The following is a 24,113-nucleotide window of genomic DNA, read 5'->3' on the forward strand; positions in this document are numbered from 1 at the left end:
CACTCCCCACAGGTCGGCTGCTTCCGTTCGCCATGATGCCACGCGTGCCATTGGTCACGCTCAAAGTAACTTGTGCACGATGTAACCGCGCACTAGCTTTAGCGACATCGACCAGCGAGGCGAACCCGAGGAGAACACGATGAGCAGCAACAACAACCCCACCGTCGTCCTGGTGCACGGCGCGTTCGCCGACGGCTCCAGCTGGGCCGGGGTCGTCGACAGGCTGCGGGCGCGGGGCGTCGAGGCCGTCGCGGTGAGCAACCCGCTGCGCGGTCTGGCCCACGACGGCGACTACGTGGCGAGCGTCGCCGACCAGATCGACGGGCCGGTCGTCCTGGTCGGGCACTCGTACGGCGGCCCGGTCATCACGCACGCCGGCGCCAAGACGACGAACGCCAAGGCGCTCGTCTACGTGGCCGCGTTCGGCATCGACCAGGGCGAGAGCGCCCTCGGCTCGGTCGAGACCTTCCCGCCGGTCGAGTTGGGCACGTCGCTGGTGCAGCGGACGTTCCCCGACGGCGAGGGCACCGAGGTCGAGTTCACCATCCGGCGGGACGCGTTCGCGAGCGTGTTCGCCGCCGACCTGCCCGCCGACGTCACCGCCACCGCCGCCGCCGCCCAGCGCCCGATCGCGGCGCGCGCGCTCGGTGAGGCGCTGACCGTCGAGCCGGCCTGGAAGTCCCTGCCCTCGTGGTTCGTGGTCGCCACGGCCGACAACGCCATCCACCCCGACTCGCAGCGCGCCGCCGCCCAGCGGCTCGGCGCCACCACCGTCGAGGTCGACGCCTCGCACGCGGTCGCCGTGTCCCGGCCGGACGAGGTCGCCGACCTCATCCTCGCCGCCGTCGACGCCGTGGCCTGACGCACCCCGACGCCGCAGGCGGCGCGGCCCGATAGGGGGGAAGCTTGTGGCGGAGGTGGTGCGGGTGTTGCGGCTGCCGTTCGGCGTGCACGACGAAGTGCGCGTGGAGTTCGAACGCCGCTGGTCCCGCGCGCGGCCGTTGCTGCTGGGCTTCCTCGTGCCACCGGTGGTGAGCCTGGTCGTCGCCCTGGTGGCGCCGTGGTCGCGCGCGGTGCTGCTGGGCTGGGCGCTCCTGGTGATCGGCGTCGCGGTGCCGTTGTGGTTCCTGTTCCGGAAGGTCTACCTGCACCGGACCAGCTGGTGGGCCGCCGTCGTCCTGTACAGCGGGGTGGTGCAGGCGATCGGCGTCGGGTTCCTCACCGCGACGCCGCTGCTCGCCCTGCCCGCCGTGGTGGCGGCGGCGGGCGGTGTGCTGCTGGTGGTCAAGGCGAAGGCACTGCTGCTGGACGAGGTGGGCTGCGCGATCGCCGGGACGACGCTCGGTGTGCGGAGCGCGTCGCGGCAGGTCCGCAGCGCCACCGGCCACCTGGTGCCGGCCCACGCCGTGTTCGACGGTGAATGGCTCCGCTGGCACGTGTCCACCGGTCCGTCCCACCCGGACACGTTCGGCGGTGAGCTGCCGATGGCCGAGATCGTCGGCGTGTGGGTGGCCGAGGCGAGCGGCGAGCCGGGCGGGCCGGTGGTCGTGGTGCGCACGCACGAGCGGACCGTCGAGCTGGTCGTCGGCCACCCGCACCACTTCGCCACCGTCCTCGACCGCCGGTTGCGGCTGCTCGGGCAGCCGGGCTGGTCTTGAAGTCGAGTGCCCCTCGTCGCGTGACGTCCGCCGTTGCTACTCGTTGGTCAAGCAAGACGTCCGACGACGGAAGGGGCAGCGGCCATGGCGACCGAGCGGTTGCGGCTTGAGGACGGCACGGAGCTGAACGTGGCGCACAGCGGCCCGTCCGACGCCGGGTTGACCGTGGTGCTCGCCCACGGCTACGCGCTGGACCACCGCAGTTGGCACCGGGTGGTGGCGGCGTTGCCGGAGTCCGTGCGGGTGATCGCCTACGACCACCGGGGGCACGGCACGTCGTCGCCGGCGGACAAGGAGTCCGCGACGATCGAGCAGTTGGGCGACGACCTCGGTGAGCTCGTGGAACGGCTGGTGCCGGACGGGCAGGTGATCCTCGCCGGTCACGCGATGGGCGGGATGGCCGTGATGGCGATGGCCGAACGCCGTCCCCGGCTCTACCGGCAGCGCGTGGCGGGCGTGGTGTTCGTGTCGACCGCCGCGACCGGACTCGCGGAGACGTCGTTGGCCTGGCCCAAGGCGTTGGGGAAGCTCGTCCGCGAGCTGGAACGCGCGTTCGGGCCGCTGGTGCGGGCGGTGCGGGAGAAGATCGAACCCACGAAGACGGCCGGGTTGCGCTGGTGGCTGTTCGGCGACGAGCCGCACCGGGAGGACGTGGACCTGACCGCCGAGATGGTGTGGTCGCACTGGCCGGAGACGGTGGCTCTGTTCCGGCCGGCGGTGGACCGGTACGACCGCGAGGCCGCCCTCACCGTCGCCGGCGAACGGCCGGTGATCGCGGTGGTGGGCGACGAGGACCGCCTGGTGCCCGAGTCCAACGCCAAGGCCCTGGCGGCTGCGGTCGGCGGAGAGTCCGTGGTGGTCGAGAACGCCGGCCACATGCTGCCGCTCGAAGCCCCCACCGCAGTGGCCGCCCTCATCACCGACCTGATCCCCAACCCCTGACCGGACGACTCGCGCACTGCGAGTCCGCCGCTCGGGCACTGCGAACCCTCCACCCCGGCACTGCGAATCCGCCGCTCGCGCACTGCGAGCCCACGTCGGCGACGTGGGCTCGCAGTGCTGGGAGGGGCCTACGCGGGAGGCACGGTGCGGTAGCTCTCGGTGTAGTACGCACCCAGGCGTTCGCGGTAGTCGGTGGCGTCGAACGTGTCCGGGTCGTACTCCGGTGCCTGCTGCACCTGATCCTTCGTCCGGTCGACGTGGACCTTCTTCGCCTGGTGGTCGATCCGGGCCACGGCACCCACCGGCAGCACCACCTTGTGGTGGGACAGCATCGTGCCCGTGTCGACCATCAGGCAGTCCGCGGGCACCTCGGCGTTGGACTGGTCGACCTCGCCGATCGCCCCGTCGAGCGCCTCGACCTCGTACCCGATGAGACCGATGTCGGGACGTTCCCGCCGGTCGGGGGCGTCGGTCGCCTCGTCGGCCTCGGGGGAGTCGGTGTCATGCCGGTCGAACATGTCCGACACGTTGCGCCAGATCCATGGGACGAACGGGAAGGGGAGCGGGTGCATCTCGGCCTCCTTCTTCGCGGTGGACGACCGGGGGGTACCCGTTCGGGTGAGTTATGAGACCCAGCGCCACACAGACGGCGGTCGACCGCCCTTCGGCAGCGCGGCGGCGTGCTGCGCGGTGCGTTCCAAACCGGGCACCCGTTCCATGGTCCGGCCCAGGTTGGCCGGGTACGGGCGGTCGCCGGTGAGGGACTCGGTCACGTCCAACGCCTGGGCGGTGGTGAACTCGCGACCCAGCAGACCGGCGGTGAACTCGGTGTCCCGCCAGAGCCGGTCGGCCAGCATCGGACGGCAGTCGCGGACGATGCGGTCGTGGTCGAACGCCAGCGGCGGCACGTCGTCCAGCGGGGTCCACGTCGGGCCGCCGCCGGTCAGCCGGGTGGCGTCGATCGTGGACCAGAGCGCGATCGACAACGTCGGCCCGCGCGGGTCGCGGGACGGCTCGTCGAACGTCGCCAGCTGACCCGACGCGGTGATCGCCTCCTCCGGCACGCCGAGCTTGCCGGTCACCGCACGCCGGGCCGCGTCACGCAGCCGCTCGCCCCTGCCCAGCAGCACACCGGGCAGGGCGAGCGCGCCCGCGAACGGTTCCAGCGCGCGGGGGGCGACACCGAGCAGCACGACGCGCGCGTTCGGGTCGAAGCGCAGCGCCAGCACGTCCACCGACACGAGGGTCGACTCGATCATGCCCCCATCCTCCCGCACCTCACCGGTGGGCCGGTGTCCGCACCGCGTAGTCCGCCCGGTCGGGACCGGCGCCGGTCACGAGCACCGGCACCCCCAGGTCCTCCTCCAGCCACGCCACCGGATCCGGCATGTCGACCAACGTCGGCGTCCGGCCGAAGAGGAGGAATTCGGTGAGCCCGGACGACGGCAGCGGAGCGTCGTACGAGGTCGCCACCTTCAGCCCGCCGACGTCCAGGTGCGTCACCGCCAGCGCGTCGACCCCGCCGCACGCGGCCACCGCGTACCGCAGCAGCACGGCGTCGAGGTGTCCCGCCCGCCACGCGCCCTGGTACTCGCCGGTGCCGTTGTGCCGTTCCGGGAACCGCGCCAGCACGCCGTGGTCCTCGGTCGGGAGCGGTCCCGCGCCGTGGCGGGTCTGGTACGTCCGCGTCACGCCGACCACGGTGGCACGGCGGTGCCCCAGCAGGCTCCGGGCGTTGTCCGGGGTGACCGTCGACCACGTGGTGTGCGGGTGGAACCCGTGCCACTGGTCGAGCAGCACCCCCTGGGCGCCCTCGAACACCAGCCGTCCACGATCGGCGAGGCGGTCGACTTCACCGGTCGTGACGCGGACCGCTCCCGCGAAGTCCCGGTACAACGCCACCAGGTCGTCCACCGACGTGCCGGGGCCGATCAGCGGCTCGTAGAAGCGGGCCAGGGCGTCCAGCTTCCCCCGCAGCACCGAGGGCCGGGCGCAGTCGCCGACCACCGGAGCCGGCCCCGGGACACCGAGCACCCGCTGGTTCTCCACCGTCTCACCCGGGACCGCGCCCCGTGCCGCCAGCAACGCGTACCAGGCGGTCTCGCCGATGCCCTTGCCGCAGGACCCGTGCCGACCGTCACCCCGGGCGTCCTCCCGAGCCCGGTTCGCGGCCACGTGGATCGGCGTGGTGAGCAGGGCGTCGGCGTCGACCGACAGCATCCGCAGCGGGTCGGCGACACCGAGCGCCGCCAGCTCCTGGGACTCGCCGGCCAGGGCGATCGGCTCCACCAGCACGTGCCGGGAGAGGTGGGTCGGCACGCCCGCGAGCGTGCCGGACCCGAACTGGCTGAACGTGTGGTGCCGGTCGCCGACGACCACGTTGTGCGCGGCCTGCGCGCCGCCGTTGAACCGGACCACCGCCGTCACCGGGCCGTCCTGGCACAGCGCGTCGACCACCGCTCCCTTGCCCTCGTCGCCGAACCCGAGGCCGACGACGACGATGTGCTCCGCCATCAGTTCAGCGCCACGTCGTCGGGTCCGTCGAGCAGCGGGGGAGTGGCCGACTTGACGAGGGCCTTCCCACCCGCGTGGACGAGGGCCTTGCCGACCGCCGCGCTCTCCGCCACCGACCCGATCTCGGCCAGGTCCACCAGCGCCTGGTCCAGGTCGACCACCTGCTCCTCCACCCCGATGGTGGCGGCGATCAGCTCGCACACCGCGCCCGGGTCCTCCAGCTTGAGGAAGTTCTGGCCCAGCAGGTCGCGCCAGTGGTCCGCGATCTGCGGGTCGTCGTAGTACGACGACTGCTTGGGCAGCACGAAGTACACGTGCCACTTGCGGCTCAGCTCCCGGTACACCGACGCGGGGTCGATGTCCTCCCGCACGTCGTCGCCGATGAGCCGGCGGATGTGCTTGGCCTCCAGCTTCCGCTTGTTCAGCTCGTCGCCGATCAGGAACAGGTAGCCCTTGCGCCCGCGCTTCTGCCACGCGTCGGTGACGACGTGCCGGGCCACGAAGTAGGCCGCGAGCTCGTACGACTCGCTCTTCTGCCCGCCGCCGTTGCCCTCCAGGAAGATGGTGCGCAGCTGCTCGTCCATCCGGTTGTCCGACTCGAACTGCCCGACCTGGAGCGGCACGCGGTCGCTGTCCGCGTCACCGATGCCGCCGAACATCAGCTGCGGGTCGGTGAGGTAGCCCTTGCGCTGCAACAGGCCGTGCAGCTTGCCCAGCTTGCGCTGCATGATCTGCGGCACCCGGCCCATCGAGCCGGTGACGTCGAACAGCACCGCGATCGGGGTCGAGTCGGCGTGGTCGGGCGAGTCGCGGCACTCGCGCGCCACCACGCCCTTCGGGTCGAGCGACGGGTCGGCCTTCCAGTTGTCCCTCGGCTGCGACCGGAGCGCGGCGGTGTAGCCGAAGTCGTCGATGCCCTTGGCGGCGCGGAAGGTCCGGCCGGCCGCGTAGGCGTTGTCGTCCCACTTGCCGTGTCCCATGTCAAGCTCCTGTCGTGGGTAGCGCGAACGGCCGGAAGGTCCGTTCGCCGTAGAGTTCTTCGAGCAGTTCGTCGTACTCGGTGAGCAGGTCGGCGGCATCGGGCCGGCGGTCCGGCTCGTCCTGCGCGCACCACCGCGCGAACGTGCGCTGCCTGGTTTCGCCGCCCGCCAGGAGGTCCAGCATCAGCGTGTGTGCCATGTGGACGTCCGTGGCAGTGGTGACCGGTCGTCCGTCGTGGACTTCCGGCGGGTAGGGGATGGTCTTGTCGGTGGCCAGGAGCCGTTCGCCGGCCGTGACGCCGAACGTCCAGCCGGCCAGCACGATCCCGTGCTGCTCCGGGTGCACCAGCACGTTGTCCGCCGTGATCGCGCCGTGCACCAGGCCGATCCGGTGCGCGCCCGCGATCGCCCGCAGCAGCCTGCGGTGCATCCACGCGTAGTCGCGGCCGTCCAAGCCCGCGGGAAACGCCCGCCGCACGTCCGCCAGCGTCACGAACCCGTCGACCAGCGGTTCGAGCACGGTGAACGCGCGCTCGCCGCGACTCACGTCACCGGACTCGTCGACCAGTCGCGGGTAGTAGGGCCGGAGCCGGTGGTGCTCTTCGGTGAGCCGGTCGAGTCGGCGCAACGCGTCCCACTCGGCGTGCAGCAGCGGGTTGAGCGCCGGGTTCCGCACCACCTTGACCACGTGCGGGCCGTCGGTCCGGTAGACGTTGGCGACGCTGCCGACCGCGTGCCGGTCGGTGATCCGGTAGGTGGCGTGCGAGGTGCGCAGTTCGACCGGCGTCCCGTGCTGCCACTCGTGGTGCAGCCGGGTCAGCTCCGCCGACGCCGCGTGCGCCCTGGTGTCGCCCGCTCCGACCCGGTCGGGGTGCAGCACGGTGGCCAAGGCCCGGAACAGCCGCTGCGCCTCCTTCTTCCGGACCGCGTCGAACGGGCCGAACAGGTCGGCGGGTGAGCCCGCCCGCTCGACTCGTTCGAGTGCTTCGTCCCTGGTGAACATAGTTTGAGTCTATATGACTCAAACCGACGGCGGGGTGGAATAAGAGTGTGTCGCCGGTCACGTCGACTACTGGGTGACGGCTTGACGGGGCAGCCGGGTGACCGCTGCGAACGGCCGCCACGCGACCACGGCCACGCCCGTCACCACCACGAGCGCGAACCAGAACGGCGTGGTGATCTGGAACTGGCGGGCCAGCAGTCCGCCCACCAGGGCGCCCAGGGCCGACCCGCCGATGCTGAGCAGGAAGTAGGCGCTGCCGACCCGTCCGCGCAGCTCGTCGGGCACCTCGCGCTGCCGCACGGTGTGGGTGATCACGCTCCACACCACCGCGTGCAAGCCGAACACGGCAAGCGTGGTGCCCGCGACCCACGCGTTCCGGGCCAGCGCCAGCGCCAGGTGGGTGGCCGCCTCGACCACCAGTCCGATCCGCAGCAGGGTGGTCGGCCCGAACCGGTCGATCAGCCGGTTCGCGAGGACCGTGCCGACGATGCCCCCGATCGCGACGGTGCTCAGGAGCAGGCCGTACCACTGGCTGCCCAGGCCGAGTCGTTCACCGGCGTAGAGCACCAGGATGGACATCGCCCCGGTGAGCGTGAGGTTCATCAGGCACAGGCAGAGGGCGAGCGTCCGCAGCACCTCGTGCCGCCACAGCCACTTCAGCCCTTCACCGATCTCCACGCGCAGTGGACGCCGTTCGGCGGGCGTCTGCTTCGGCACGCCCCGCAGCGACGCGATCAGCAGTGCGGCGATCGCGAACGTGGCGGCGTCCAGGCCGAAGGGCAGCGCGGCGGCGACCACGAACAGCGCTGCGCCGACCGGTGGAGCGGCGAGCTGGTTCCCCACGATGTGCGTGCCCATCAGGCGCGAGTTGGCCCGTGGCAGGTGCTCCTGCGCCACCACCGCCGGCAGCAGCGCGGCCGAGGCGTTGTCGGCGACCGTCTCGCCGACGCCGAGCAGGAACAGGCACGCGTAGACCACCGGCACCGAGGCCTCGTCCGCCACGATGGCGACGGTGAGGGCCGCGACGACCCCGGCCCGGAACAGGTTCGCCGCGACGGCCAGTCTGCGGCGGTCAAGCCGGTCCACCATCGCGCCGCTGAGCAGCGAGAACAGCAACCACGGCACTTGCTGGGCGAACACCGCGCCCGCCACCAGGGCCGGGTCGTCGGTGAGCGAGGCCAGCAGCAGGGGGCCGGCGGCCAACGCCATGCCATCACCGACGTTCGACACCGCCGACGCGAGCCAGAGCTTGCCGAAATCGCGTCCCAGTTTCGGTGCCACGGTGGAGGAGGTTAGCGGGCGTGTCCGGGTGGGGCACGCGGATTAGCCCCCGGGTGGTGCGGCACCGCCGTGTGAAGTCGGCGTCGGGTGGACATTCGCGCAATTCTTCGGTTATCCGAACAGCGTTCATCGGATACCGGTCGGTAACTGCCGGCGGGCCGGTCGATCGTGACCGAAAGTGGCACGCCGGTCACCCTGCGCTCGAACACCATATCACGGTGATCTACTCCGCAATGGGTGTCCGATCGGAAGTGCCGATGGCCACTCCCGGTCCGGCGAATACCACCGGAGTCGCTCTTCTACGGCGCTGTGAACACTGGTTTACGGCCTCGTGCCGCCGCTGTGGCACCGGTGCCGGGCGGTCACCCCTACCGACACCCCTAAGTGCGGAGTTACCTGTGGATACGTCCGCCGGCACCCGGCGGACGGTCCGTCGAGCGCGAGGGCCGTTGCTTCGAGCAGCCGAACGGGACTGGGCCGGATACCGCAAATCGTGCAGGGCCCACTGCGGTCACCCCGAATCAGTGCTTAGGTACCCTCTTGTAGCGGCCGGCTCATTCCACGGAAGCGGTCGAGCCAGTGACGTGTCGCCGACAACGGCGGGCCAGCCTGGGGGATGGCAGCAAATGGATCTGGTCGAAAGAGAAAGTCACGCGGAATTACTCGTCAGTATGCTGGCGGACGGCCTGGCCGGGCGTGGCCGGGTGGCGCTGGTCTCCGGCGGTATCGCCACCGGCAAGACGGAGCTGATCTACACCTTCACCGAGTCCGTCCGCGACGCGCTGGTGCTCAGGGCCACCGGGTCGCGCGGTGAGCAGCAGTTCGAGCTGGGCGTGGTGGAGCAGTTGTTCTACGCCGCCGCCATGCCCGCCGAAGTGGCGACCCGAGCGCGTGCCCTGCTGGCGTCGGCGATGGCCGACGGCTCACCGGGCGAGGGGGACGCCCGATCGGTCCACGACATCTGCGCCCTGCTGCTGGACCTGTCCCGCGACCGGCCGCTGGTGATCGCGGTGGACGACGTGCAGTTCGCCGACCAGGCGTCCCTGCGCGTCCTGCTCCACCTGCAACGGCGGATCCGGTCCGCCGCCGTGATGCTGGTGCTCGGTGAAGCCGCCGGCACGAGCGCCCGGCCCGCCCACACCGCGTTGCGCGACGAGGTCGTGCGGCAGCCGCAGGCGCGCCACCTGCGGCTCAGGCCGCTGTCACCGGCGGGCGTGCGGGACCTGCTGGCGCTCCACCTCGGCCCGCAGGCCGCCGCCGACCTGGAGGAGCCGTGCCACGTGCTCAGCGGCGGCAACCCGCTGCTGGTGCACGCGCTGATCGAGGACTTCGTCGCGGCCGGACGTCCGGCCACCGAGCTGGGCGTGTCCGAACCGGTCCCCGGTGACGCGTTCGCGCAGGCCGTGCACACGTGCCTGCGCCGGGGCGAGGAGCTGCTGCTCCGGGTCGCGGAAGGCGTCGCGGTGCTCGGCGAGCTCTGCAAGACGGAACTGCTCGCCCGCCTGCTGGAGCTGGACTCCCGCACCGTGCGGGACCTGTTCAAGACCATGAACGAAGCCGGGCTGATGGACGCCGACCGCTTCCGGCACCCCGTGGCGCGGACCGCCGTGCTGCGCGAACTCGACCCGGACGAGCTGTCGGCGTTGCGGCTCAAGGCCGCGCGGCTGCTCCACGACGACGGCGTGCCCGCCGTGACCGTGGCGGAGTACATCACCGCCGCCGAGTGCGAGCCGGGGGAGTGGGCGGTGGCCGTGCTGCGGGACGCGGCGGCCGAAGCGTTGGCGCGCAACGACGTCCACCGCGCGGTGGACTGCCTGGAGCTGGCCCGGACGGCGTGCCGGGACGAGCGCGAGACCATCGCCGTCACGGCGACGCTCACCGCCGCGCAGTGGCTGGTCGACCCGGCCGCCGCCGCCCAGCACCTGACCCGGCTCGCCGCCGCCTTCCACCGCGGACTGCTCGCCGAACGCGAGGCGTGGGGCCTGGTGCGGGCGCTGGTGTGGTTCGGCCGGTCGACCGAGGCGGCGGCGGTGCTCGCCGAACTGGACGAAGCCGACCACCGCACCGCCGAACGGCACAGCACCGAACGGCACAGCACCGAACGGCACGTCACCCGGCACTGGCTGGTCGACGTCCAGCCGCAACTGCTGGGCGACATCGCCGCAGGCCTCGAAGACCGGCAGCTCGGCACCCTGGCGTCAGTGGCCGCGTTCGGCGTGACGGACGCCGCCGTGGCGAGCGCGGAACGCGTGTTGCGGACCGCCCGCATCGGCGAGACGCCGCTGGAAGAGCTGATCTGCGCGGTGCAGACGCTCAACCACGGCGACCGCGGCGACCGAGCCGGCTACTGGTGCGACGAGTTCCTCGAAGAGGCGCGCACCCACCGCGCGATCACCTGGCGGGCCGCCCTCTCGGACGTCGCCGCCGACGTCGCGCTGCGCCGGGGCGACCTGGTGTCCGCCGAACGCCTGGCGCGTGCCGCGTTGGGCGCGCTGCCCGCACCGAGTTGGGGCGTCGGCATCGGCTCGCCGCTGGCCACGCTGGTGCGGGCGTCGACCCGGCTGGGCAAGCACCAGGAGGCCGACCTCCAGCTGCGCCAAGGCGTGCCGCAGGCCGTGCAGCAGACCAGGCACTGGCCCCGGTACCTGCTCGCCCGTGGACAGCACTACCTGGCGACCGACCGGCTCCGCGCGGCGCTGGCCGACTTCCTCGCCGTGGGCGAACTGGCCGCCGAGTGGCGACTGGACCTGCCGGTGCTGCTGCCGTGGCGGCACGAGGCCGCCCAGGTCCACGTGCGGATGGGCGAGCAGGACCGGGCCCGTGAGCTGGTCGAAGAGCAGCTGGCCCTGCCGGGAGCGGACGGCGCCCGCGTGCGCGGTGTGTCGCTGCGCGTCCTGGCCTCGGCCAGCGCACCGGGACGGCGACTGCCGCTGCTGCGGGAATCGGTCGACCTGCTCGGCGGCCTCGGCGACTGGTACGAGCTGGCGCTGGCGTTCGCCGACCTCAGCGCCGCGCACGAGACGTCGGCGGAGTTCGACCAGGCCCGGATCGCCGCCCGCCGCGCGCTGCGGTTGGCCAAGACCTGCAAGGCGAAGCTCCTGCACGAGCACCTGCAACACCACCGCACCGCCACCGGGGGCCTCGACTTCGGCGACAGCACGGAGAACGGCGTGTCGCTGACACCGCTGAGCGCCGCGGAACGCCGGGTCGCGGGTCTGGCCGCGCTCGGCCACACCAACCGCGAGATCAGCCGCCGGCTCTACATCACCGTGAGCACCGTGGAACAGCACCTGACCCGGACGTACCGGAAGCTCAAGATCAACCGGCGGTCCGACCTGCCGATCCTGGCCAACCCCCTGCCGGCCGAGGCGGGTCCGGGCGCGGCGCTGCCCGGCGACCGGCTGCGCTGACCTCCGCCGACAGTCGACTTCCGTGCACGCCCGTGCGTGGAATGGTGGACTGGGGGTGACTTGTGACCCGACCCCGGAGAGGACGCCGATGACACTCGACCAGACCGGCACGACCGAAACCACCCCCGCGTGGTGGACCTCGGCCGTGGTGTACCAGGTGTACCCGCGCAGCTTCGCCGACTCGAACGGTGACGGCGTGGGCGACCTGGCCGGGCTGACGTCACGGCTGGACCACCTGGAACGGCTCGGTGTGGACGTGGTGTGGCTGTCGCCGGTGTACGCCTCGCCGCACGCCGACAACGGGTACGACATCTCGGACTACCAGGCGATCGACCCGGTGTTCGGCACGCTGGAGGACTTCGACCGGCTGCTGGCCGAGGTGCACGCACGGGGCATGAAGCTGGTGATGGACCTGGTGGTCAACCACACCTCCGACGAGCACCCGTGGTTCGTCGAGTCGCGGTCGTCGAAGGACAACCCGAAGCGGGACTGGTACTGGTGGCGTCCGGCCCGGGAGGGCTTCGAGGCCGGGCAGCCCGGTGCGGAGCCGACGAACTGGGCGTCGTTCTTCCTCGGCCCGTCGTGGACGTTGGACGAGACGACGGGGGAGTACTACCTGCACCTGTTCGACCGCAAGCAGCCGGACCTGAACTGGGAGAACCCGGAGGTCCGGCAGGCGGTCTACGCGATGATGCGGTGGTGGCTGGACCGGGGCGTGAACGGGTTCAGGATGGACGTCATCAACCTGATCTCGAAGGACCCGGCGCTGCCGGACGGCGCGACGACGGGCGCCGGCGGCCTCGGTGACGGCTTCCCGCACTACGGCAACGGTCCTCGCATCCACGAGTTCATCCAGGAGATGCACCGCGAGGTGTTCGAGGGTCGGTCGGGTGACCTGCTGACGGTGGGCGAGATGCCCGGCGTCACGCTGGAGCAGGCGAAGCTGTTCACCGATCCGGCGCGGCGCGAGCTGGACATGGTGTTCCAGTTCGAGCACGTGTCGCTCGACCACGGCCCCGGCGGCAAGTTCGACCCGAAGCCGCTGGACCTGCGCGACCTGAAGGCGTCGCTGGGCCGGTGGCAGACGGCGCTGGGCGACACGGGCTGGAACAGCCTGTACTGGAACAACCACGACCAGCCCCGGGTGGTGTCGCGGTTCGGCGACGACGGCGAGTTCCGGCGCGAGTCGGCGACCGCGTTGGCCACCGTGCTGCACCTGCACCGCGGCACGCCGTACGTCTACCAGGGTGAAGAGCTGGGGATGACCAACGCGCCGTTCGGCGGCGTGGGCGAGCTGCGCGACGTCGAGTCGCTCAACCACTACCGGCACTCGCTGGCGGCTGGCGGCGACCCGGAGTCGGTGTTGCGGGGCCTGCGCGCGATGGGCCGCGACAACGCCCGCACACCCGTGCAGTGGGACTCGACGCCCCACGCAGGGTTCACCACCGGTGAGCCGTGGCTCGCGGTCAACCCCAACCACACGTGGCTCAACGCCGAGGCCCAGTACGACGACCCGGAGTCGGTCTTCAACCACTACCGGCGGCTGATCGAGCTGCGGCACGAGCTGCCCGTCGTGGCCCTGGGCGACTTTCGCATGCTCCTGCCCGACCACCCGCACGTCTACGCCTACGAACGCACGCTGAACGACACCCGGCTGCTCGTGGTGGCCAACCTCAGCGGCACCACCCAGGCTGCCGAGCTGGAGCCCGGGTGGTCCGCATCCGACGTGGTCCTGGCGAACACGGACGACCTCCGAATCTCGACCGGCCGGGTGGAACTCGGACCTTGGCAGGCGCTGGTGCTCCAGCGGTGATTGTGACCGTCGTGTATCCCGCTTGGGTGCCGGTGTCTCTTTCCTCCCGTAGGGGTTGTTGTTCCCCTCGGAGGTGAGAACGATGCGGTGGCACGGGGTAATCGGTTCGTTGGTCATTCTCGCGGTCGTCACGGCCGGGTGCGGGAGCCGTCCGGCACCCGGCGACGAGATCGCCCAGGACAATTCGCAGTCCTCGGCGGAGAACGGGACGGACCAGCCGGGCGCCGAGCCCACTGGTGGTGACGGCACCGACGGTGACGGCACCGATGATGAAGGCACCGATGATGAAGGCACCGATGATGAAGGCACCGATGATGAAGGCACGGCCACGGGCGATCCCACGAGAGGCGGGACGACCGGAACGGCCACCAAGGGCAAGAAACCGGGGGCGCTGGGCAGTCCGATCAAGTTCAACCCGACCCAGCGGAACGCGACGCTCGCCGAACGGCGCGAGCATTTCCGCGACGTGCTCCGAGCCGAATGCGGAGCGGACCTCTGCGACGTCACGTTCTCCGTGATCTACCTCGACGAACCCGACTTCGTCGGCGAGGACTGCTCGGTCGGGGAGACGGACTGGCCCGAGCCGCCCTATCGCGGCATGGTGATCACCATCGAGGTGAAGAACCAGTGCTCGGAGAACGAGGCCGGGTCCAAGGTCACGACGACGACCACCACCACCGAGCGGACGACCACGACGACGCAGGACACCGCGCAGGCCCCTGAGCGGACCACCGTGCCCGCGACGAGCCCCGATGGCGGTTGACCGTGGCCGGCCTGCTCGACCGCCGCGGCCGTCCGCCGGTACCCGTGCCGGGCGTGAAGGTGCGGCGGATCGCGCAGCGGGTGCAGCACGCCAACGGCGAGGGGCCGCCGGACGACGCCGGGGAGTCGGGACCGGCACGCGCGCTGAAAGTCGTCGGCTCGGTGCTCGCCAACGCGACCCTGCTGACCGCCCTGGTGTTCCACTTCGGGTTCCTCTACACCCAGGTGTTCTTCGCGCATTTCGGCGTGCACTACACGCTGCTCGGTGAGAGCACCGACATCATCCTGGTCCGCGGTGCCGACGGGATCTACATCCCGCTCGCGGTGATATCGGCGTCGGCGCTCATCGTGATGTGCGTGATCGCCTACCTGCGCGCCCGGCTGGCCGAGAGCACGTGGCTCGCGATCCTGCGGGTGTGCACGCCCATCGCCGCCGTGACCGGAATCGTCCTGGTCGGCATCGCCGTGGTGATCGCACTCGACCCGCGGCCGTTCCAGGATTACGCCGGTCTGCCGGGAATGAGCTTCTCCGCCGGAATCCTCCTGCTGATCTTCTCCTGGCGCCGGGTGATGGAGGGTGCGCCGGATCGGGCGACCGGCACCACCGTCGCGGAGTGGGTGATCACGTTCGTCCTGGTGAGCATCGGCCTGTTCTGGGCGGTCAGCGACTACTCCAGCTCGGTCGGCGTCCGGCGGGCGGCCGAAACGGAGGCCGCCATTCCCTCGATGCCGCACGTGCTGCTGTTCAGCGCGAAAAGCCTCAACTTCGCCGCGAACGGCGTCGCGGAGGTCGAGTGCCGACGCCCCGAGTCCGCCTACCGGTACCGGTACGACGGCCTCAAGCTCCTGCTCCAGTCCGGGGACCAGTACGTCCTGGTGCCGGGGGCGTGGACGCAGTCGGACGGCACGGCGATCGTGCTGCCCCGCTCCGACCAGGTCCGGCTGGAGTTCACCCCGGCGGCGATCCCGCCCGCCGACACCTGTTAGCACCGTGCCGTTCGCGCTGCGTGACGCGGCCTGACAGCCGCTCGTCGGGCGGTTACCCTTCCGCCCGACTTGCGGAACAGGAGCGGCCGTGCGGATCGTGGTGTGGGTGCTGGAGCGGCCCGAAGTGGTGCGGGACCTGCTGCTGGACCGGGCGGCGCGCCCGCGTCGGCTGGTGCCCACGACGTCCGGCACGTTCCTGCTCGGACCGGCGCCGGAGCACCTGCGCGGCCTGCGCGACGGGATGAAGGTGGCCACCACCGGCGACCGTCCCGCGATCGGTTTCGCCTGGCACGACGGCGCGGCGTGGCTGCTCGTGCGCGTCGGCGGCCGGGTGCTGGAGACCGCGGTCGGCGCGACCGTGCCGGACGACGTGGCCCGCGCGCTGGCCTCCGTGCTGGGCGTCGACGCGGTCGGGGACGCGTTCGCCCGCGCGCAGGGCCGCGGCCTCGACCGGGTGCGGCACGTCCTCGAACTGCTCGGGTACGGCGCCGAGGCCCGGTTGCTCGACTGGGTCGACCGCGCCGGCGCGGAGATCGTGCCCGTGCACCGCGACCGCTGGTGGGAACGGCTGGTGGGTGAGCACAGCCAGCCCCGCAAGGTCGGCCTCCAGCCCTTCCGGCGCGGCGTCGGCGCGGTTACGCAGGTCGTGGGGATGCTGCTCGGCGCGGTCACCGCGTTCCTGCTCGTCCCGGTCGCGAGCGAGGTGTTCCCCGGGTGGCTGGTCGTGGCCGGCGTGGCGGCTGTGGTGGGGGTCGCGATCGCGGGCGTGGCGACCGGGGCGGTGATGGTCGTGAGGTGGCGACGGCCGGAGCCGTTCCCGTTCAGCGATCCGCTGGGCATCTTCGCGCCGGCCGACTGAGGCCGACCCGCCACGTGTGGCGGCGCGACGTGTCCCGCCGGACGACGGGCGGTCGCGTGCGCTGCGTCGGCACGCCGATCGTGATCTCATCAGGTCCGGGAACACGGGGCCGGTGGTCCGGCTTCGTCCGAACTCCGGGAGGGCGGTGCGGCCGACGTGGACCGTTTGTACCTGGTCGGCGCCGCGACTGGTTTCGCCGGCGTCTTGCTCGCGCTGATCAGCCGCTCCATCCGCCGGATGCCGCTGAGCGAGCCGCTGGTCGCCCTGCTGCTGGGAGTCGTCCTGGGGCCGCAGCTGCTGGGTCTGCTGGAGATCGGGCCGGAGCTGCGCGACCCGCTGCTGCTGGAGGGCGCCCGCCTGTTGCTGGCGGGCTCGGTGATGGCGGCGGCGCTGCGGTTCCCGGTGACCGAGCTGACCTCCCTGATCCGTCCCGTGGTGCTGCTCCTCCTCGTGATCATGCCGTTGGCGGCAGCCGCTGCCGGTGCCGCCGCGCTACTGCTGGGACTGCCGCTCGCGCTCGCCCTGCTCCTCGGGACCTGCTTGTCGCCGACGGACCCCGTCCTGGCCGCGTCGGTCGTCACCGGTGAGCCGGCCGAACGGGACCTGCCGGCCCGCGTCCGCCGACTGCTGACCACCGAGAGCGGCGCGAACGACGGTCTGGCGCTGCCCCTGGTCGGACTGGCGCTGGTGTCCGTGCTGCCCGCCACCGGGTTCGCCGACGCGGCGGCACGACTGGGCTGGGAGGTGGTCGGAGGCGTGCTCATCGGGCTGCTGCTCGGCCTGTCGGCCGGTTGGGCGATGCGGGCCTCCACCCGGCAGCGCAGCCTGGAGCGAGGCCCGGAGCTGGTGTACACGTTGCTGCTGGCGGTCGGGGTCCTCGGCGTCGCGCGGTTGGCCCACACCGACGGCGTGCTCGCGGTGTTCGTCGCCGGGCTCGCCTACAACCGCCTGGTGGACCAGCACGAACGCGGCCCGCAGGACGCCATCGACGAAGCGGTGAACCGCTACGCGGTGATCCCGCTGTTCCTCGTGCTGGGCGCGGTGCTGCCCTGGCGGGACTGGGTCGACTTCGGTCCTGCCGCCATCCTCTTCGTCGTCGCGCTCCTGCTGGTCCGCCGACTGCCGTTCATCCTCGCGCTGGCCCGGCCACTGGGGCTGGGGTGGCGCGAAGCGGTGTTCACGGGCTGGTTCGGTCCGGTCGGCGTCAGCGCCCTGTTCTACCTGGCGCACAGCCTCCACGAAGGAGTGGACGACCCGCGCCTGTTCGCGGCGGGCACGCTGGCCGTCGCGGTCAACATCGTCGCCTTCGGCTTGAGCGCGGCCCCCGGCCGCGAGTTCTACGCGAAGTCGCGAGCGGAGTGAGGCCTCGGAACCGGGAGGGAACCACGGCTCACATGGCGTTCGTGATCAGCAGCACGACGTCCAGGACCGCGATCACGATCGTCAGCCGGAACGCGACGGGACTCCGCGGCGCACGGACCGCGGCCACGGCGGTCGCGGCGGCCAGCGAGATCCCGGCCACCGACGCGGTCAGCGCGAACGCCGTCGACGTGGCCGAGGGGGCGACGCCGAGCACGACCGACGCGGCGGCCAGCGCCAGGGCCATGACGATGACACCGGTCCGGGGACCGAGCCGGTGGGGGAGCCCGCGCACACCGGTCTCCGCGTCCGCCCGCAGGTCGGGCAGCACGTTCGCGAAGTGGGCGCCGAACCCGAGCAGCGCGCCGACGACCGGTACCCACCACGGCGGCCACGGCTGTCCGGGCAGCGCGACGTACGGTGCGACGGGCAGAGCGCCGAAGGCGACCAGGTACGTCGCGCCGGACCAGATCGTGGACTTCAGCGCGAGGTTGTACGCCCACCCCGCCGCGACGCCGATCAGCAGAGCCGCCGCCGGGGCCGACCCGAGCAGCGCCGACAGCACGATCGTCGTCACCAGCGCGGTCGACGCGGCGACGGCGATCACCGCTTGCGGGACGGCACCGGCCGCGACGGGCTTGTCCGTTCGCCCGACGGCACGGTCGCGCGCGGCGTCGATCCAGTCGTTGGACCAGCCGATCGAGAGCTGGCCGGTGAACACCGCCGCGCCGAGCAGCACCACCCGCCCCGCACCGAGGCCGACGCCGGCGGCCAGCACCACGGCCACGGCGGTCACCACCAGCCCCGGAAGGGGGTGGCACGCCCCGGCGAGACCCCGGAGCAGCCCGAGCCACCGCCGCGCGGTCCACCCCCGCGGCGGCGCACCGTCCGGTGCGGCTGGCAAGCCGGTCACCTGCACGAGTGTAGGCACAAGCCGTACCGTGGATCCGATGACGACGATTCGGGCGGTCCGCGGTGTGCTTCCACCGCACAGGTATCCGCAGGCGGAGCTGACCGAGATGTTCGGTCGGCTGTGCCTGCCGGACCAGGCGGCGCGCGCTGTGGCGAAGAGGTTCCACACCAGTTCGCGGGTCGCCACCCGGCACCTGGCGTTGCCCATCGAGCGCTACGAGGGCCTCGACGGTTTCACGGCGGCGAACGACGCGTTCCTGTCCGTGGCGGTGGACCTCGGTTGCGAGGCCGTCCTCGCCGCCCTCGGGGACGCGGGCCTCGCGCCCTCCGACGTCGATCTCGTGGTGTCCACGACGGTGACCGGCATCGCCGTGCCGTCCCTGGACGCACGCATCGCGTCGCGGATCGGGATGCGCCCGGACGTCAAACGGCTGCCGGTGGTCGGACTGGGCTGCGTGGCCGGGGCGGCGGGCATCGCGCGGCTGCACGACTTCTTACTCGGCCGGCCGAGGTCGGTGGCGGTGCTGGTGTCGGTCGAGCTGTGCTCGCTCACCCTCCAGCGCGCGGATCCCAGCGCCGCCAACATGATCGCGTCCGGGCTGTTCGGCGACGGGGCCGCCGCGGTGGTCGCGGTGGGCGACCGGCACCCCGCGGCGGCGAAGGGGCCGCGGGTCGTGGACTCGGTCAGCCACCTGTACGAGAACTCCGAACGCGCGATGGGCTGGGACATCGGCAGCACGGGCCTGAAAGTGGTGCTGGGCGCGGAAGTCCCGGAACTGGTGCGCACGCACCTCGCGGGGGACGTCGAGCTGCTGCTGTCCCGGCACGGGCTGGAGATCGGCGACGTCGCGCGCTGGATCTGCCACCCCGGTGGACCGAGGGTGATCGAGACGATCCAGTCGGTGCTGGGTCTGGACGAGGACGACCTGGCGATGACATGGCGTTCCCTGCACCGGATCGGCAACTTGTCGTCGTCTTCGGTGCTGCACGTGTTCGCCGACACGCTCGCCGAACGGCCCGCGTCCCCCGGCGACTGGGGTGTGGTGATGGCCATGGGGCCGGGTTTCTGCGCCGAGTTGGTGCTGCTGCGATGGTGAGCCAGGTGTGGTACGCGGTCCTGGTGGGACTTGTCGCGGCGGAGCGGCTGGCCGAGCTGGTCGTCGCGAAGCGCAACCTGGCGTGGAGCCTGGCCAGGGGAGGGCGTGAGACCGGGTTCGGGCACTACCCCTTCATGGTGGTGCTGCACACCGGGCTCCTGGTCGGCTGCCTGCTGGAGGTGTGGGGCGCGGACAGACCGTTCACGGCTGCCCTGGGCTGGCCGATGCTCGCGCTGGTGGTCGCGTCGCAGGCGTTGCGGTGGTGGTGCATCCGCGTTCTGGGCCGTCAGTGGAACACCCGCATCGTGGTCGTTCCGGGGCTTCCCCGCGTCACCAACGGTCCCTACCGCCTGTTCTCGCACCCCAACTACGTGGCTGTCGTCATCGAGGGCTTCGCCCTGCCGCTGGTGCACGGCGCATGGTTGACGGCTGTCGTGTTCACCGTGCTGAACGCCGGGCTCCTGACGGTGCGGATCCGGGCGGAGAACGAGGCGCTGAGGTCGGCGCATGCCTGAACACCTGCACGACGTGGTCGTCGTCGGCGGCGGTCCGGCAGGGCTCGCCGTCGCGCTGGGATGCGCGCGAGCGGGCATGGACGTGGTGGTGTGCGAGAAGCGGACCGGGTTGATCGACAAGGCGTGCGGGGAAGGGCTGATGCCGGGCGCCGTGCGTGCCCTGGCCGCGCTCGGGATCGACCCGCCGGGGCACCCGATCGCCGGCATCACCTACCGCCAGGGCTCGATGGCCGCGCACGCCGCGTTCCGCGCCGGCATCGGCAGGGGAGTGCGGCGAACGGTGCTCCACGACGCCTTGCGCACCGAGGTGGACCGGCACGGCGTGCCCGTCCTGCCGATCGCGGTCACGGACCTCACGCAGCACGACGACCACGTGCGGGCCGGCGGCCTGAGGGCGCGCTACCTGGTCGCGGCGGACGGGCTGCACTCGGCGGTCCGCGGCCTGGCCGGCCTCACCGAGGACGACGCCACGAGGTCCACGGGCACTCCCCGCTGGGGACAACGCCGCCACTACGCCCTCGCCCCGTCCACCAACGCGGTCGAGGTGACGTGGGCGCCGTGGTCCGAGGCTTACGTGACACCGGTCGGGCCCGACACGGTCGGCGTCGCGATCCTGTCGTCGGTCCGCGGCGGGTTCGGCGAACAACTGGCCGCCTTCCCCGACCTCGCGGCACGGCTCTCCGGGGCGGAGCCGGTCTCGTCGGTCCGGGGTGCCGGCCCGCTGCGGCAGCGGACGTCGAGCCGAGTCGCGGGACGCGTCCTGCTCGTCGGGGACGCGGCCGGCTACGTGGACGCCCTCACCGGAGAAGGACTCGCGTTGTCCCTGACCACCGCGGCGGAACTCGTCCGCTGCCTGCGTGCGGACCGGCCCTCCGACTACGACCGCGCCTGGAAGCGGACGTCACGACGATCTCGCTGGTTGACCGAGACCCTGCTGTGGGCGCGCGGACACCCCGCACTCGCGCGGCGGATCGTGCCGGCCACCGTCCGGGCGCCGCGGTTGTTCGCCGCCGTCGTCGACCAGCTCGCGCGCTGATGGGCGGAGTGATCCCCGGTGGGGCCGACTGGGACCTCGTGGTCGTCGGCGCCGGACCGGCGGGGTCGGCGGCGGCGATCGCCGCACTGCGCGCCGACCCGTCCGCACGCGTGCTCGTGCTGGACGCCGCCGACTTCCCCCGGGACAAGGTCTGCGGTGACGGTGTCGCGCCGCACGCCATGGACGTGCTCGCCGGCCTCGGTGTGGGGGTCGCCGAACTCTCGGCGGGCACCCAGCCGGTCACCGCGCTGCGCCTCGTGTCACCGAACGGCACGCAGGCCAGGCGCGGCTTCGTGCGGCCGGCCTCCGTGATCCCCCGGGAGTTCCTCGACGCGCGACTCGTGCGCGCCGCGCAGGACGCGGGCGCGGTCCTCCGGCGACATCGCGTCCGCACGCTCGTCCAGCAGGGCGGGACGGTGCTCGTCGACGGCGCCGTCCGGGCCCGGACCGTCATCGGCGCGGACGGCGCGGAGTCGGTCGTGCGGCGGCAGTGCGGCGCGAGGAGCGCGCGAGCGGGCACCACCGCGATCGCGCTGCGCGGCTACACCAGCGCCGATCCGTGGCCGGCCGCCGAGCAGCGACTCGTCATGACCGCCGCGCACTGGCCCGCCTACGCGTGGGTGTTCCCCGTCGGTGACGGCACCGCGAACGTCGGCTACGGCGAACTCGTCCGCACGCCTCCACCGACCCGCGCGGAGCTGACCGCACGGCTGCACGACCTGCTTCCCGACCTCCCACCCGTGTCACTGCGCGGGCACCGCCTGCCGTTGTCCCCCGGTCGGCCCGGCGTCGCGCACGGCCGGGTGCTCCTGGCGGGCGACGCCGCATCGCTCATCAACCCGCTGACCGGTGAAGGCATCTACTACGCGGTTCTTTCCGGCGCCCTGGCCGGCGCCGCCGCCGTGACACCTGACCCCGCCCGCTCCTACCGCCGGTCCCTGCGACAACGGCTCGGCCGGCACTTGCGGCACACCGACGTGCTCGCCGGGTTCGCCCGGTGGCCGTGGCTGGTCGACATCGCCACCGCCGCCGCCCACGACGACCGGCGCGCCTTCGACCGCCTGGTCGAGATCGGCCTCGGAGCGGGCACGCTCGACGTCCCGCTGACCAGAGCGATGATCACAGCCATGTCACGTCGCGCGAAGAACGGGCCCTGACCCGGCACGGCGGCAGTCCGGTCTGCGGGCTGATCGGCGCGGCGCGAAGTTTCACCTGGAGCGTGCGGGGTAGCGACCGGACATGAGCCTGCGGGATGACCGGCAGCACGTGCCGCGCGACGACCACGTACCGCGCGACGACACCGCGTTCGACGAACTGGCGCAGCGCTTCGCCGAACGGGTGGCCGCGGTCCGGCCCCGGGTGGACGCCCGGTACGTGCGTCCGGACTGGGCGCAACGCAACACCGAGCTGGAACGCGACTTGCTGCCCGTGCCGCCGCGGGACTTCCTGTGCCACCCGTCGATCGCGTTCCAGATGTTCGTCAACGATCGGGTGCTGCCGCACGAACTGCCATACGTGAGGTCGCGGATCGCCGACGAGCGACTGCTCGCCGAACCGCCGGTCGGCGGCCCCCGGACGGTGCCTGTGCCCGGCAGCGGCATCCGGACGTCGGCGAACAGCGTGCACCAGCTGTTCCACCTGCTGCGCTACCAGGAAGCGACCGGACGGAAGATCGACGACGCCGACACGATCGTGGAGTGGGGCGGCGGGTTCGGCGCGCTGATGCGCCTGATCGTGGCCCTGCACGGCGGCGAGCCGACCTGCGTCATCTTCGACACCCCGATCTTCAGCGCGGTGCAGTGGCTCTACTTGTCGGCGGTGCTCGGGGAGGAGCGGGTCGTGCTGCACGACGACGCGCCCGTTCGACCGACCCCCGGACGCGTCAACCTCGTGCCGATCGGTTTGGTCGGCACGACGGAGGTGGACGCGGACCTGTTCATCTCGAACTGGGCGCTCAACGAGAGCATGCCCGCCGCCAGACAGGACGTGGTGGACCGACGCTGGTTCGGCGCCGACTCGCTGCTGCTCGCCATGCACGCCGGAGACCCGTTCACCGAAGTGGCGCTGGCGTCGGGGGCCGAGGCGCTTCCGCTCGGCGACTTCATGCCCGGACAGCAGTACCTGGTCGTCTAGCGCGCTGCGAAGTCGCGTGGTTGCATCCGTCGCGGCGCGTGTTCCCCAGCAGTTCGAGTCCGTGGCCGAGAGGCCGCGCGGCCGGCCGGCACAAAGCCGGTCGGTTGCCGCGCACGGGATCGTCGAAGTAGCCGCAGAACCTGCCAACTCCGCGCGGGCCCCGGCCGTTGGGCAATCTGTGAGCAGCCGAACACGGACTGTCCAATGCCGTCCCGTATTGTTGCCGTGGAGAATCACCACGCGGCAAGGGGAGAACCTGATGAGAATACCCAACTCCGAGTTCACCGAGCGACCGTGGCGCATCCACGACATCGCGAGTGATTTCAAGGTGGAGGACGTCTGGGCGCTGCCGACGCCGGGCGGTGCCGACGACCTGGGCCGCTTCGCGCGGGGGTTCACCGCCCCCGACACCGATGAGATCTCGGGCAAGGCCACGAACTTCCTGTTCGAGGTCCGGTGGCGGCTCGGCAAGGTCTTCGGCTGGGACAGCGAGGAGAACGGGGTCAAGAACCGCGTCGTGAGCCTGCGCGAACGGCTGCCCGAGGACCTGAAGAACGGGGACAGGGGCCCCGACTTCTCCGGTGTGCCGTTCCGGTCCGTCTACCTGACGGACACGGAATGGGTGTCGGAGATCGCCAACCGGACCGTGCACTCGCTGATGCACGTCGGGTGGGTCGAGGACGGCAAGGGCGGCTACCACGGCCAGATGACCGCGCTCGTGAAGCCGAACGGAACGTTCGGGAAGCTTTACATGGCCGGTATCAAGCCGCTGCGGTACGGCATCGTGTACCCGACGCTGATTCGGTCGATCGGCAAGAACTGGCCGCAGTACACCTGACCGCGGGTGTGCTT

At 71.9% G+C, this 24,113-nt stretch carries 22 protein-coding genes; 15 read left to right on the plus strand and 7 right to left on the minus strand.

Annotation, left to right across the window (positions count from 1 at the left end; all coding sequences use genetic code 11):
• The first annotated feature begins 139 nt into the window (after positions 1-139).
• The 3 genes from ACRAKI_RS17215 to ACRAKI_RS17225 all read left to right on the plus strand — a co-directional run bounded on the left by ACRAKI_RS17215 (position 140) and on the right by ACRAKI_RS17225 (position 2,600).
• Positions 140-862, plus strand: coding sequence for an alpha/beta fold hydrolase (locus tag ACRAKI_RS17215; RefSeq protein ID WP_447008111.1), 723 nt, complete (start codon positions 140-142; stop codon positions 860-862).
• Positions 863-908: 46 nt separating this feature from the next.
• Entirely contained in the window at positions 909-1,658 is a 750-nt protein-coding gene (locus tag ACRAKI_RS17220; protein WP_447008112.1) for a hypothetical protein, read from the plus strand.
• Positions 1,659-1,742: 84 nt separating this feature from the next.
• Positions 1,743-2,600, plus strand: coding sequence for an alpha/beta fold hydrolase (locus ACRAKI_RS17225; protein WP_447008113.1), 858 nt, complete (start codon positions 1,743-1,745; stop codon positions 2,598-2,600).
• Between the two features lie 128 nt (positions 2,601-2,728).
• Here ACRAKI_RS17225 and ACRAKI_RS17230 read toward each other — a convergent pair whose 3' ends face one another.
• The 6 genes from ACRAKI_RS17230 to ACRAKI_RS17255 form a co-directional block, all read right to left on the minus strand.
• The gene (locus tag ACRAKI_RS17230; protein WP_447008114.1) at positions 2,729-3,172 is read right to left on the minus strand and encodes a PRC-barrel domain containing protein; all 444 of its coding nucleotides are present in this window, start codon (positions 3,170-3,172) and stop codon (positions 2,729-2,731) included.
• A 51-nt stretch (positions 3,173-3,223) separates the two neighbouring features.
• Positions 3,224-3,859, minus strand: a complete 636-nt coding sequence (locus ACRAKI_RS17235) for an NUDIX domain-containing protein (protein ID WP_447008115.1) — start codon at positions 3,857-3,859, stop codon at positions 3,224-3,226.
• 19 nt (positions 3,860-3,878) lie between these two features.
• Entirely contained in the window at positions 3,879-5,114 is a 1,236-nt protein-coding gene (locus tag ACRAKI_RS17240) for an adenylosuccinate synthetase (protein WP_447008116.1), read from the minus strand.
• The gene (locus ACRAKI_RS17245; protein WP_447008117.1) at positions 5,114-6,094 is read right to left on the minus strand and encodes a hypothetical protein; all 981 of its coding nucleotides are present in this window, start codon (positions 6,092-6,094) and stop codon (positions 5,114-5,116) included. The genes ACRAKI_RS17240 and ACRAKI_RS17245 overlap by 1 nt, the downstream gene beginning before the upstream one ends.
• A gap of 1 nt (position 6,095) precedes the next feature.
• Positions 6,096-7,097 carry an adenylate cyclase gene (locus ACRAKI_RS17250; protein WP_447008118.1) on the minus strand — a complete coding sequence of 334 codons (1,002 nt, stop codon included), beginning with the start codon at positions 7,095-7,097 and terminating at the stop codon, positions 6,096-6,098.
• A gap of 66 nt (positions 7,098-7,163) precedes the next feature.
• Entirely contained in the window at positions 7,164-8,378 is a 1,215-nt protein-coding gene (locus tag ACRAKI_RS17255; RefSeq protein WP_447008119.1) for an MFS transporter, read from the minus strand.
• 626 nt (positions 8,379-9,004) lie between these two features.
• On the opposite strand from ACRAKI_RS17255, the gene ACRAKI_RS17260 reads away from it, so the two are divergent.
• The 6 genes from ACRAKI_RS17260 (at position 9,005) to ACRAKI_RS17285 (ending at position 17,571) form a co-directional block, all read left to right on the plus strand.
• Positions 9,005-11,788, plus strand: coding sequence for a helix-turn-helix transcriptional regulator (locus ACRAKI_RS17260; RefSeq protein WP_447008120.1), 2,784 nt, complete (start codon positions 9,005-9,007; stop codon positions 11,786-11,788).
• A gap of 88 nt (positions 11,789-11,876) precedes the next feature.
• A complete protein-coding gene (locus ACRAKI_RS17265) occupies positions 11,877-13,601 on the plus strand; it encodes a glycoside hydrolase family 13 protein (protein WP_447008121.1) in 1,725 nt (574 codons plus the stop codon).
• A 109-nt stretch (positions 13,602-13,710) separates the two neighbouring features.
• A complete protein-coding gene (locus tag ACRAKI_RS17270; RefSeq protein ID WP_447008122.1) occupies positions 13,711-14,364 on the plus strand; it encodes a hypothetical protein in 654 nt (217 codons plus the stop codon).
• A 2-nt stretch (positions 14,365-14,366) separates the two neighbouring features.
• Positions 14,367-15,350, plus strand: coding sequence for a hypothetical protein (locus ACRAKI_RS17275; RefSeq protein WP_447008439.1), 984 nt, complete (start codon positions 14,367-14,369; stop codon positions 15,348-15,350).
• A gap of 88 nt (positions 15,351-15,438) precedes the next feature.
• Complete coding sequence (locus ACRAKI_RS17280) at positions 15,439-16,209, plus strand: hypothetical protein (RefSeq protein WP_447008123.1); 771 nt, start codon at positions 15,439-15,441, stop codon at positions 16,207-16,209.
• Positions 16,210-16,365: 156 nt separating this feature from the next.
• Positions 16,366-17,571 carry a cation:proton antiporter domain-containing protein gene (locus ACRAKI_RS17285; protein WP_447008124.1) on the plus strand — a complete coding sequence of 402 codons (1,206 nt, stop codon included), beginning with the start codon at positions 16,366-16,368 and terminating at the stop codon, positions 17,569-17,571.
• Between the two features lie 28 nt (positions 17,572-17,599).
• Here ACRAKI_RS17285 and ACRAKI_RS17290 read toward each other — a convergent pair whose 3' ends face one another.
• The gene (locus ACRAKI_RS17290; protein ID WP_447008125.1) at positions 17,600-18,481 is read right to left on the minus strand and encodes a UbiA family prenyltransferase; all 882 of its coding nucleotides are present in this window, start codon (positions 18,479-18,481) and stop codon (positions 17,600-17,602) included.
• 37 nt (positions 18,482-18,518) lie between these two features.
• Here ACRAKI_RS17290 and ACRAKI_RS17295 point away from each other — a divergent pair, with 37 nt between their 5' ends.
• From ACRAKI_RS17295 to ACRAKI_RS17320, 6 genes are all read left to right on the plus strand, one after another.
• Positions 18,519-19,577, plus strand: a complete 1,059-nt coding sequence (locus ACRAKI_RS17295) for a type III polyketide synthase (protein ID WP_447008126.1) — start codon at positions 18,519-18,521, stop codon at positions 19,575-19,577.
• Positions 19,571-20,092: an isoprenylcysteine carboxyl methyltransferase family protein gene (locus tag ACRAKI_RS17300; protein ID WP_447008127.1), complete on the plus strand. Its 522-nt coding sequence runs from the start codon at positions 19,571-19,573 to the stop codon at positions 20,090-20,092. Before ACRAKI_RS17295 ends, ACRAKI_RS17300 begins: the two co-directional genes overlap by 7 nt.
• Positions 20,085-21,128, plus strand: coding sequence for an NAD(P)/FAD-dependent oxidoreductase (locus ACRAKI_RS17305; protein WP_447008128.1), 1,044 nt, complete (start codon positions 20,085-20,087; stop codon positions 21,126-21,128). Before ACRAKI_RS17300 ends, ACRAKI_RS17305 begins: the two co-directional genes overlap by 8 nt.
• The gene (locus ACRAKI_RS17310) at positions 21,128-22,285 is read left to right on the plus strand and encodes a geranylgeranyl reductase family protein (protein ID WP_447008129.1); all 1,158 of its coding nucleotides are present in this window, start codon (positions 21,128-21,130) and stop codon (positions 22,283-22,285) included. The genes ACRAKI_RS17305 and ACRAKI_RS17310 overlap by 1 nt, the downstream gene beginning before the upstream one ends.
• Positions 22,286-22,367: 82 nt before the next feature.
• Entirely contained in the window at positions 22,368-23,261 is an 894-nt protein-coding gene (locus tag ACRAKI_RS17315) for a hypothetical protein (protein WP_447008130.1), read from the plus strand.
• 259 nt (positions 23,262-23,520) lie between these two features.
• On the plus strand, positions 23,521-24,099 hold the full coding sequence (locus ACRAKI_RS17320; protein ID WP_447008131.1) for a DUF2867 domain-containing protein: 579 nt from the start codon (positions 23,521-23,523) through the stop codon (positions 24,097-24,099).
• Positions 24,100-24,113 lie beyond the last annotated feature (14 nt).

Source organism: Saccharothrix isguenensis (assembly GCF_052936305.1).

Excerpts from the sequence above, each read along its gene's own strand:
- ACRAKI_RS17215 (WP_447008111.1), top strand. The coding sequence starts at position 140 with ATGAGCAGCAACAACAACCCCACCGTCGTCCTGGTGCACGGCGCGTTC.
- ACRAKI_RS17225 (WP_447008113.1), top strand. The coding sequence starts at position 1,743 with ATGGCGACCGAGCGGTTGCGGCTTGAGGACGGCACGGAGCTGAACGTG.
- ACRAKI_RS17230 (WP_447008114.1), bottom strand. The coding sequence starts at position 3,172 with ATGCACCCGCTCCCCTTCCCGTTCGTCCCATGGATCTGGCGCAACGTG.
- ACRAKI_RS17235 (WP_447008115.1), bottom strand. The coding sequence starts at position 3,859 with ATGATCGAGTCGACCCTCGTGTCGGTGGACGTGCTGGCGCTGCGCTTC.
- ACRAKI_RS17240 (WP_447008116.1), bottom strand. The coding sequence starts at position 5,114 with ATGGCGGAGCACATCGTCGTCGTCGGCCTCGGGTTCGGCGACGAGGGC.
- ACRAKI_RS17245 (WP_447008117.1), bottom strand. The coding sequence starts at position 6,094 with ATGGGACACGGCAAGTGGGACGACAACGCCTACGCGGCCGGCCGGACC.
- ACRAKI_RS17250 (WP_447008118.1), bottom strand. The coding sequence starts at position 7,097 with ATGTTCACCAGGGACGAAGCACTCGAACGAGTCGAGCGGGCGGGCTCA.
- ACRAKI_RS17260 (WP_447008120.1), top strand. The coding sequence starts at position 9,005 with ATGGATCTGGTCGAAAGAGAAAGTCACGCGGAATTACTCGTCAGTATG.
- ACRAKI_RS17265 (WP_447008121.1), top strand. The coding sequence starts at position 11,877 with ATGACACTCGACCAGACCGGCACGACCGAAACCACCCCCGCGTGGTGG.
- ACRAKI_RS17295 (WP_447008126.1), top strand. The coding sequence starts at position 18,519 with ATGACGACGATTCGGGCGGTCCGCGGTGTGCTTCCACCGCACAGGTAT.
- ACRAKI_RS17300 (WP_447008127.1), top strand. The coding sequence starts at position 19,571 with ATGGTGAGCCAGGTGTGGTACGCGGTCCTGGTGGGACTTGTCGCGGCG.
- ACRAKI_RS17305 (WP_447008128.1), top strand. The coding sequence starts at position 20,085 with ATGCCTGAACACCTGCACGACGTGGTCGTCGTCGGCGGCGGTCCGGCA.
- ACRAKI_RS17310 (WP_447008129.1), top strand. The coding sequence starts at position 21,128 with ATGGGCGGAGTGATCCCCGGTGGGGCCGACTGGGACCTCGTGGTCGTC.
- ACRAKI_RS17315 (WP_447008130.1), top strand. The coding sequence starts at position 22,368 with ATGAGCCTGCGGGATGACCGGCAGCACGTGCCGCGCGACGACCACGTA.
- ACRAKI_RS17320 (WP_447008131.1), top strand. The coding sequence starts at position 23,521 with ATGAGAATACCCAACTCCGAGTTCACCGAGCGACCGTGGCGCATCCAC.